This window comes from Myxococcus sp. CA005 (assembly GCF_006518205.1).
Lineage (GTDB): Bacteria > Myxococcota > Myxococcia > Myxococcales > Myxococcaceae > Myxococcus > Myxococcus xanthus.
The window spans coordinates 1-8,074 of record NZ_SRLV01000158.1 but is presented as its reverse complement, the minus strand read 5'-3'; the positions used below and the strand labels follow the sequence as shown (position 1 = coordinate 8,074).

The following is an 8,074-nucleotide window of genomic DNA, read 5'->3' as shown; positions in this document are numbered from 1 at the left end:
GTGCGGGCGTGGGGGAGGGGGGGCTCGTGGCGCATCCGCTGGCAAGGACCGCGGCCAACGCGAGCAGGGCCTCACGTCGGGCCAGCGCTGTCTTCTTCGTCATCGTGCGTCGCTCTCCCCAGCGCGCTCCCTGGGTGGGGCGCAACGTGTGGGGCGTATCGCACTCATGCGTCGATGGCGAGCGCTGGGAACTTCTCGCGCGTGTCACACAGGGGTTCAGGTGTGCCGGTGGATACGTTTGACGCGCCGTGTTGTGATGGAAAATTACAGATTTCGTGCAGAGCCGTTTGCGCGGGATTTACGCCGGTTGCTAGGACGCTCCCTGACCAAGGGAGGTTGTCATCCATGAGGCACAGCAACAGGTGGAGTGCGCTCCTGCTGGCGGGTGTGATTGCCGCCGGCTGTGGGGAGTCCGCGCTCGAAGCGCCGCGAGATTCCGCGGAAGAGACGGCGGTCATCAGCCAGCAGCTCAACTCGTCCACGCGGCCCGGCATGGGCGCCACCGTCTATGCGGGTGGCACCACGTTCCGCGTCTGGGCGCCGATGGCGAGCCGGGTGTTCGTCTCGGGCGATTTCAACGGCTGGGGCACCTGGATTGAGCTGGGCAACGAGTTCAACGGCAACTTCTCTGGCGATGTGGCGGGCGCGGTGAAGGGCCAGAAGTACAAGTTCATCACCCGCAACCAGTGGGGCAGCGACGCGTGGCGGGCGGACCCCCGCTCGGCGTGGCAGGAGAACTCCACCGGCTCCAGCATCATCTACGACCACGGCGAGTACTGGTGGAACGCGCAGCAGTACAGCAGCCCTGGCTTCAACGAGATGATCATCTACGAGATGCACGTCGGCACGTTCCACGACTCGCCCGGCTTCGGCCCCGGCAACTGGAACAGCGCGATTGCCAGGCTCGACCACGTCCGGGACCTGGGCGCGAACATGATCAAGGTCATGCCCGCGTACGAGTTCGCCGGTGACTTCTCCTGGGGCTACAACGCTGCCTTCCCGTTCGCGCCGGAGAGCGCCTACGGGCACCCCAATGACATGAAGCGCTTCGTGGACGAGGCGCACATGCGTGGCATCGGCGTCATCTTCGACGTGGTGCACAACCACTACGGCCCCAGCGACCTGCCCATGTGGTGCTTCAGCGGCGACTGCCTGGGCTCGGGCGGCGAGTACTTCTACAACGACTGGCGCAAGAGCACGCCGTGGGGCGACACCCGTCCGGACTACGGCCGCCCCGAGGTCCGCGCGTACATTCGCGACTCGATGATGAACCTCACCCATTCCTTCCGGGGTGACGGTCTGCGCTGGGACGCCACCAAGTACATGCGCACGCAGAATGGCAGCGACACCACCGCCATCCCCGACGCGTGGCGCGTGTTCCGCTCCATCAACCGCGAAATCAACGCCACGCAGCCGTGGAAGATCAGCATCGCCGAGGACTTCGGCGGTGGTGACTTTATCACCAACGACGCCACGTCCGACACCTCGGGCGGCGCGGGCTTCGACTCGCAGTGGGGCGGCGACTTCGTGCACGCCATCCGCGCGGCGGTCATCGCGTCGAACGACAGCGGCCGTGACATGAACTCGGTGCGCAACGCCATCACCCAGCGCTACAGCGGGCGGCACACCGCGCGCGTCATCTACTCGGAGAGCCACGACGAGGTGGCCAACGGCAAGGCGCGCGTCCCGGAGGAGATCTGGCCGGGCAACGCGGGGAGCTGGGCCGCCAAGAAGCGCTCCACGCTGGCGGCGGGCGTCGTCTTCACCTCGCCTGGCATCCCGATGATCTTCCAGGGCCAGGAGTTCCTCGAGGACGGCTACTTCCAGGACACGGACCCCGTGGACTGGGGGAAGAACAGCACTTACAGCGGCATCCGGACGCTGTACCGCGACCTCATCCGTCTGCGCCGCAACTGGTTCAACAACACGCGCGGCCTGCGCGGCGGCAACGTCAACGTCCACCACGTCAACAACAGCGGCAAGGTGATTGCGTACCACCGTTGGGAGAGCGGCGGGCCTGGGGATGACGTCGTCATCGTCGCCAACTTCAGCGGCACGTACTTCCCCAGCTACAACATCGGCTTCCCGCGCGGGGGCATGTGGTACGCGCGCTTCAACAGCGACTGGAACGGGTACTCGGGCGACTTCGGCAACACGGCGTCGATTGACACCGTGGCCTACAGTGGCGCGAAGGACGGCCTGTCGCACAACGCGTCGTTCGCCATCGGTCCCTACTCGCTGGTCATCTTCTCGCAGTAGCGCCTGACGGCACCGGGCGCCCGGGGTGGAATCTCCCGGGCGCTCGTTCGCGCCTCAGACGTTGTAGCGCCGGCCCTGCGCGAGCGGTTCGATGACGCTCGCGCTGGTGTCGAAGTCATCCGGGTAGTGGATGAGCCGCATCCGGGCGCGCAGCTCGGCGGGCAGCGCCGCCAGCTTCTCGTAGGGCGTGTGCACGCCGTAGTTCGTCTCGTGGATGATGAGGTCCGCCTTGGAGAGCCAGTCGATGAGGCCCTCGTCGAAGGCGGTGTCCGCGCTGTACCCCAGGCAGCGGCCCCCCGCGTGGATGCGCAGCGCGGTGGTGGGCACGTGGTGGTACGTCATCCGGCTCTCGATGAGAAAGGGGCCGTGCCGCACGGCGGTCTCCGTGGAGAGCGGCGTGTGGCGGAAGTAGTCCTCGAAGTGCTTGTCGTTGGGGGGCTCCCCGCGCCGCTCGATGAGGCACTCCATGCCCGCGGCCAGGTTGCCTTCCCACAGCCGGTCCGCGACGGCGGGGTGGGCCAGCACCTCCAGCTTCCGCTGCAGCACGAAGAAGGAGAAGTAGCCGAGGCTCTCCAGGCCCGACGCATGGTCCGCGTGCAGGTGGGTGAGGGCCACGGCGCTGACGCGGTCCGCGTCCAGGGGCACGCCGGAGGACTCGGACGCCTCGCGCATCATCTTCCGGATGGGATGCGGGCAGTCCACGAGTAGGACCTGGTCCTCCGCCTCCACGGCGAAACAGGACGAATATCGCAGGGCGGAGAATGCGTCGCCGATGCCAAGGGTGATGAAGGACAGGCTCAAGGCAGGCTCCGGAGGGAAGGGTCGAGTCGCTCCCGAAGCTTCGTCGCGACGGCCGGCGGACAGAAGGCGGAAACGTCCTCGCCGCGCGCCACGCGCGCCTTGAGTCCGCTGCTGCTCACCTCGGCCAGGTGGGCTTCGGCTGGGAGGAAGAGGGTGGACAGCTCGGGCGCCAGCGCGCGGTTGTTCTGCGCCAGCGTCGTTTCGAACTGGGCATCCATGGCACCGCGCACGCCGCGCAGCAGGACGCTGGCGCCGATGTCCCGCGCGAAGTCGACGATGAGCCCCTGCGTGCGGGCCACGGTGACGTTGGGGTGGTGCGCCACGGCTTCACGCAGGAGGGCCACGCGCTCGTCGGCGGACAGCAGGCTCTCCTTGTCCGGGTTGACGGCCACCACCACGACGACGTGGCCGAAGAGGCGGGCCGCCTGCCGGACGACGGACATGTGGCCGGCGGTGACGGGGTCGAAGCTGCCGGCGTAGACGGCGATGGTCATCACGACACCTCGGGAGCGGCCTCGGAGGCCAGGCTCCGGGGCGGGTGGAAGGTGAGGGCGGCGTACAGCGTGCCCGCCGCGCACAGGAGCGCGGCCAGCGTGAAGTGGCCGGCATAGCCAAGGGCCTGGGCGCTGAAGCCACTCAGCGCGGCGGCGGCGCCCGTGGCCAGCACCACCAGGGACGCCTGCACGGTGTAGTCCGTGGCGGCGTGGTCCGGCCGGCAGGCGTCCATCATCGCGGTGAAGACGGCCGCGGTGGCCATGCCGCTGGCGACGTACTCGACGCCGCAGACGAGGGTGAGCAGGGGCAGGGACGTGGGGCCTCGAGCCGCCAGTGCGTAGAGCAGCACCGCGCCGGCCTGGATGCCTCCGAAGACGAGCAACGCCCGTCGCCGTCCGAGCCGCACCACCAAACCGCCTCCCAGCAGCGCCCCCACGAGTCCCGCGGTGAAGCCCACGCCGCCCAACAGCCAACCGATGGCCGTCAGCGACAGGCCCTCGTCGACCAGGAAGGTACGCAGCATCCCGGTGGCCAGGGCTTCGCCCGCCTTGTAGACGACGAGCAGCGTGAGCCACGCGGCGGCCCCCGGACGCTTCAACCACCATCGCAGGCCCAGGCTCTGAGCGGGTGGGGGCGCGGTGGGGGGCTCGCGGAAGAGGGCAATGGGCACGGTGGCCAGGAGCAGCAGTGTGCCCAACGCGAGGAACGTGGGGCGCCAGCCCACCGCGTCGAAGACAGCGAGCATCACGCCTCCGCCCAGAATCATCCCGACGCGATAGGCCGCCACCTGGATGCCGTTGCCCCAGCCGCGCTCGGCCGGCGCGAGCAGGTCCACCGCCAGCCCGTCGGTGGCCACGTCCTGCGTGGCGGCCAGGAGGTTGATGCCCAGCACCGCGGCCATCAGCAGCCGCATGTCCAGGCCGCCTTCGGGGAGCGCGAGCGCCAGCAGGAGCCCCGACGACAGGCACTGCAGCGGCAGGATGTAGCCGCGCCGCCGGCCCCACCTCGCCGAACCGTGCCGGTCCATGGGCGGGGCCCAGAGGAACTTGAGCGCCCAGGGCAGCGCCAGCAGGTGCGCCAGTCCGATGGAAGGCAACGACAGGCCCTGATGGCGCAGCAGCACGGGCAGGGCCTGGGTGAAGAAACCGAAGGGAAGCCCCTGTGACAGGTAGAGGCTGGAGAGGAGCCCCAGCTTCGTGGCCGTCCTCATGCGTCCTCCTTCGCGCCGGCCGGGTCCAGCAGCCCCGCGGCCATGCGCTTCACCGTGCTGGCGGCGGAGCCCGCAGGGACCAGTCCCGGGACGCTGGCGGCGAGCACGAAGTAGCCCTGCACGGCGGCGAACAGCCCGGCCGCCAGCGCGGGCGCCTTGCGCCGTCCCACCACGGCGGCGACGAGCGACGTCAGGTGCTCCAGGTCGGCGCGCACCACCTGCTCGTAGATGGCTCGCACCTCGGGCTGCCGGATGGCCTCCGCGCTGATGGTGACCCAGCTCGCGACGGCCGCCGGGGCCGCGTCGTCGCCCGTGGCGAGGAAGGCCTCCACGAAGGCATCCACGCGGGCTCGGGCGTCCGGGCTCTTCACCCGTTCCAGCCGCGTCGCCACCCGCTGCCGCGCCTGCGCCGCGAGCTGCTCCACCAGCGTGAGGAGAATCTCCTGCTTGCCGCTGAAGTGGTAGTGCACCAGCCCCGCGCTCAACCCCGCCGCCTTCGCGATTTCGCTCACGGAAGCGCGCTCGTAACCGCGCTCCGACATGACCTTCAGCAGGCCCGCGACAATCTGCTGACGGCGCTCCTCGGTGTTGGATGGACGGGGCATGGGGCGTGTTTATTGGTTGTTTGACCAACTTATAAACAGGGCAGGCAAGGGCGTCAATCCCACCTGCCCCTGGGGGCGAGGGCCCGAATGTGGATGGAGCCCCAGGCGCTGCTAGCGTGGACCGCATGACACGAACCGCCCGTTGCTCCCGCGCGATGATGCTGACTGGCGTCATGGTGGGGCTCTGCCTGGGCGTGCAGGGGGCGGCGCTCACGCTTGTTCCCGGCAAGGGCGTGCCCGAGGACTGTTGCGGCGCGGCGGGGCGCCCCGTGAAGTTCATCCTCGATGAATGAGGTGTGGCCATGAAACTGCTTCGCTTCGCGCTCCTGGGGCTCGTCGTGGCCCTGGCATTCTCCGCCGGGGTCTGGTTCAGCAGCGGTTCCGTTACGCCGCAGGGACCGTCCGGGGAGGCCGCTGTCCAGGCTTCCGCACCCGCTGCACGGCCTGCACCCCGCCCGTCGGAGTCTCCGAAGCGGGAGGCGTCGGTGACTGCGCCGAAGGCGGCACGTGAAGCCGCAGTGCTTCGCAGGCTCCCGGAGCCGGCCTCGCCTGCTTCGGCCGAACCCGGTAGCGGGCATGACACGGCGCCCGAAGAACGGCCCCTCGCCTTCGCGCCCGAACTGCCGGAGCCCTTCACGCCCAAGGGCTTCGAGCGCGTGGCCTTCCGTGCCGCCAACGAGTGCGGCATGGGGCTCGACGTGGTGGCGGTGGACTGCTCCGAATTTCCCTGCATCGCCTGGACGCAGGCGAAAGACGACACCGTGAAGCACTTCTCCATGTCGGGGTGCGGCCCCTGGGAAGAGGCCTTCCAGCATCGGACGATGGTCGTCGCGAGCGGGAAGTCCGAAGATGGCGGCCCGGGTGCCCGGTACCTGGCGTGGATGCCGCTGCCCGTGGACCCCGAGCTCAACCGCATCGCCATGCGGCGCGCCCGGGAGCGCACCGATGGCATGAAGGAAGCCCTGGGACTGCGGTAGTCCCCGCGCCGCCTCAGGCCGGAACGGCGTCCGCGTGGACGGGGACCTCTCGCGCGGAGACGAGCGCCTCGATGCCCGCGGCCACCATCGCCGGCACCTCCAGCGCCGGGAAGTGGCTGGTGGCGGGGAGCTTCAGCACGTGAAAACCTGGATGCTCCGCGCCGAAGTCCACCTGCGCCGCCAGGTAGTCGTGTGACTCCGGCCGCGCGTACAGGTGCATCGTAAGCGGCATGGGCTCCAGCGCGGCGAGCGCTCGCAGCGGAGAGCCCTCGCGGGCGTAGGCCGCTTCAATCTCCCGCCCGGCCCGGGCCCACATGGCTTCGTCGAACGCGCCCATGTCGTCGCGCACGAAGCGGTGGATGGCGTCGTCGTCGAGCCCCTCCAGCCAGCCCTGGAGCAGGCTGTCTCGCACCTTGCTCCAGCGCTCCGTCTGGAGCCCGCGCACGGCGCGGAGGAAGGCCGGGGTGGGCTCGGTGGCAATCCAGTCCAGCAGCACCATCCGTGGCACACGCGCTGGGCCCAACGCCCGTCGCAAGTCGAGCGCCCACCAGCCCGCGTGGGACATGGCCACGGGGACGATGTGCCGCGCGCCGCTGGCCTCCACGACCGCGAGCAGGTCCTCCAGCACCGTGGTGCTGTCGAAGTCGGTGCCTCCACCTTCGGACTCGCCGTGCCCCCGGATGTCCACGGACAGGGCACGGCGGAAGGCGGAGCAGCGGGGAATCAGCTTCTGGAAGCTCGCTCGGGTGGTGCACCACCCTGGGATGAAGAGAAGCGCGGGCTCACCTTGGCCCGTGTCGTCGTAGCGGATGCGGGCGCCGCCGCGAGTGTGTACTTCCGGCATGTCGTCCCCTCCGTGGAAGCGTTGGTTGGTTCTCGTTGGAGGGTGCGCAGGCCCGGCCCGCATGTCAGCAGGCAACACGGCAGGGGCCGTTCCGGCCGGGCGGGGGGCCGCTGTCTCAATCAATTCATGCTTCGCCCAGTATCCTGCTCCTGATTTCCCGGGATGACCCCTGCGGGAGACGTTCACATGCAACTGAAGGTTGCTCGCCGCTCATCCCCGTGGGCGTGCCGTCGTCCGGGCGTGGCATCGCGCTCCGGTGGGAGAGGCCGGAGCGCTTCGCGGTCGGCACGCGCCAATCAGAAGGTCAGCAGCGTCGTCACGCGCTCGCGCCCGAGGCGGTTGGGGCCTTCGAGGAAGTCCAGGCTGAGGAGGAAGCAGAAGCCCACCAACTCGCCGCCGAGCCGGGACACGAGCCTCGCGGTGGCCTCCGCCGTGCCTCCCGTGGCCAGCACGTCATCCACGACGAGCACCCGCTCCCCCTGGAGGATGGCGTCCTCGTGCATCTCCACGCCGTCAGAGCCGTACTCCAGCGAGTAGCGCTCCACCACCGAGCGGTGAGGCAGCTTCCCAGGCTTGCGCGCCGGCACGAAGCCCGCGTTGAGCGCCAGCGCGATGGGGGCGCCCAGCAGGAAGCCTCGGGCCTCCACGCCCACCACCTTCGTGACGTGCTGGCCCCGGAAGGGCGCCGACATGGCGTCGATGACGCGGCCGAACAGGCGCGGGTCCGCCAGCACGGGGGTGATGTCCTTGAAGACGATGCCGGGCTTGGGGAAGTCCGGTACGTCCCGGAGCCGGGCATTCAGGTCGGCGACGAGGGTGGTGTCGGTCAGGCTCGGGACGGGCGGGTGCATGGCGTGCGCTCCAGCGGGAGGATGAAAAACGG

The 8,074-nt window shown here is 69.5% G+C and carries 9 protein-coding genes; 3 read left to right on the top strand and 6 right to left on the bottom strand.

Annotated features, from left to right (window positions below; all coding sequences use genetic code 11):
* Positions 1–345: 345 nt before the first annotated feature.
* A complete protein-coding gene (locus tag FMQ63_RS36320) occupies positions 346–2,259 on the top strand; it encodes an alpha-amylase family glycosyl hydrolase (RefSeq protein ID WP_020477798.1) in 1,914 nt (637 codons plus the stop codon).
* A 54-nt stretch (positions 2,260–2,313) separates the two neighbouring features.
* Here FMQ63_RS36320 and FMQ63_RS36315 read toward each other — a convergent pair whose 3' ends face one another.
* From FMQ63_RS36315 to FMQ63_RS36300, 4 genes are read right to left on the bottom strand one after another with little or no spacing between them, the layout of a single operon-like run.
* On the bottom strand, positions 2,314–3,060 hold the full coding sequence (locus tag FMQ63_RS36315; RefSeq protein ID WP_011555324.1) for an MBL fold metallo-hydrolase: 747 nt from the start codon (positions 3,058–3,060) through the stop codon (positions 2,314–2,316).
* A complete protein-coding gene (gene coaD, locus FMQ63_RS36310; protein ID WP_026113756.1) occupies positions 3,057–3,554 on the bottom strand; it encodes a pantetheine-phosphate adenylyltransferase in 498 nt (165 codons plus the stop codon). The genes FMQ63_RS36315 and coaD overlap by 4 nt, the downstream gene beginning before the upstream one ends.
* The gene (locus FMQ63_RS36305) at positions 3,554–4,765 is read right to left on the bottom strand and encodes an MFS transporter (protein ID WP_011555322.1); all 1,212 of its coding nucleotides are present in this window, start codon (positions 4,763–4,765) and stop codon (positions 3,554–3,556) included. Before FMQ63_RS36305 ends, coaD begins: the two co-directional genes overlap by 1 nt.
* Positions 4,762–5,370 carry a TetR family transcriptional regulator gene (locus tag FMQ63_RS36300; RefSeq protein WP_011555321.1) on the bottom strand — a complete coding sequence of 203 codons (609 nt, stop codon included), beginning with the start codon at positions 5,368–5,370 and terminating at the stop codon, positions 4,762–4,764. The genes FMQ63_RS36305 and FMQ63_RS36300 overlap by 4 nt, the downstream gene beginning before the upstream one ends.
* 125 nt (positions 5,371–5,495) lie before the next feature.
* Between FMQ63_RS36300 and FMQ63_RS36295 the strand changes: the two genes are divergently transcribed.
* Positions 5,496–5,663 (top strand): hypothetical protein, encoded by a 168-nt coding sequence (locus FMQ63_RS36295; protein WP_153881079.1) that lies wholly within the window; start codon positions 5,496–5,498, stop codon positions 5,661–5,663.
* 9 nt (positions 5,664–5,672) lie between these two features.
* On the top strand, positions 5,673–6,347 hold the full coding sequence (locus FMQ63_RS36290) for a hypothetical protein (RefSeq protein WP_225909426.1): 675 nt from the start codon (positions 5,673–5,675) through the stop codon (positions 6,345–6,347).
* A 13-nt stretch (positions 6,348–6,360) separates the two neighbouring features.
* On the opposite strand, the gene FMQ63_RS36285 is transcribed toward FMQ63_RS36290, so the two are convergent.
* Positions 6,361–7,191, bottom strand: a complete 831-nt coding sequence (locus tag FMQ63_RS36285; protein ID WP_011555318.1) for an alpha/beta fold hydrolase — start codon at positions 7,189–7,191, stop codon at positions 6,361–6,363.
* A gap of 296 nt (positions 7,192–7,487) precedes the next feature.
* Complete coding sequence (locus tag FMQ63_RS36280; RefSeq protein ID WP_011555317.1) at positions 7,488–8,042, bottom strand: adenine phosphoribosyltransferase; 555 nt, start codon at positions 8,040–8,042, stop codon at positions 7,488–7,490.
* Positions 8,043–8,074: the final 32 nt, after the last annotated feature.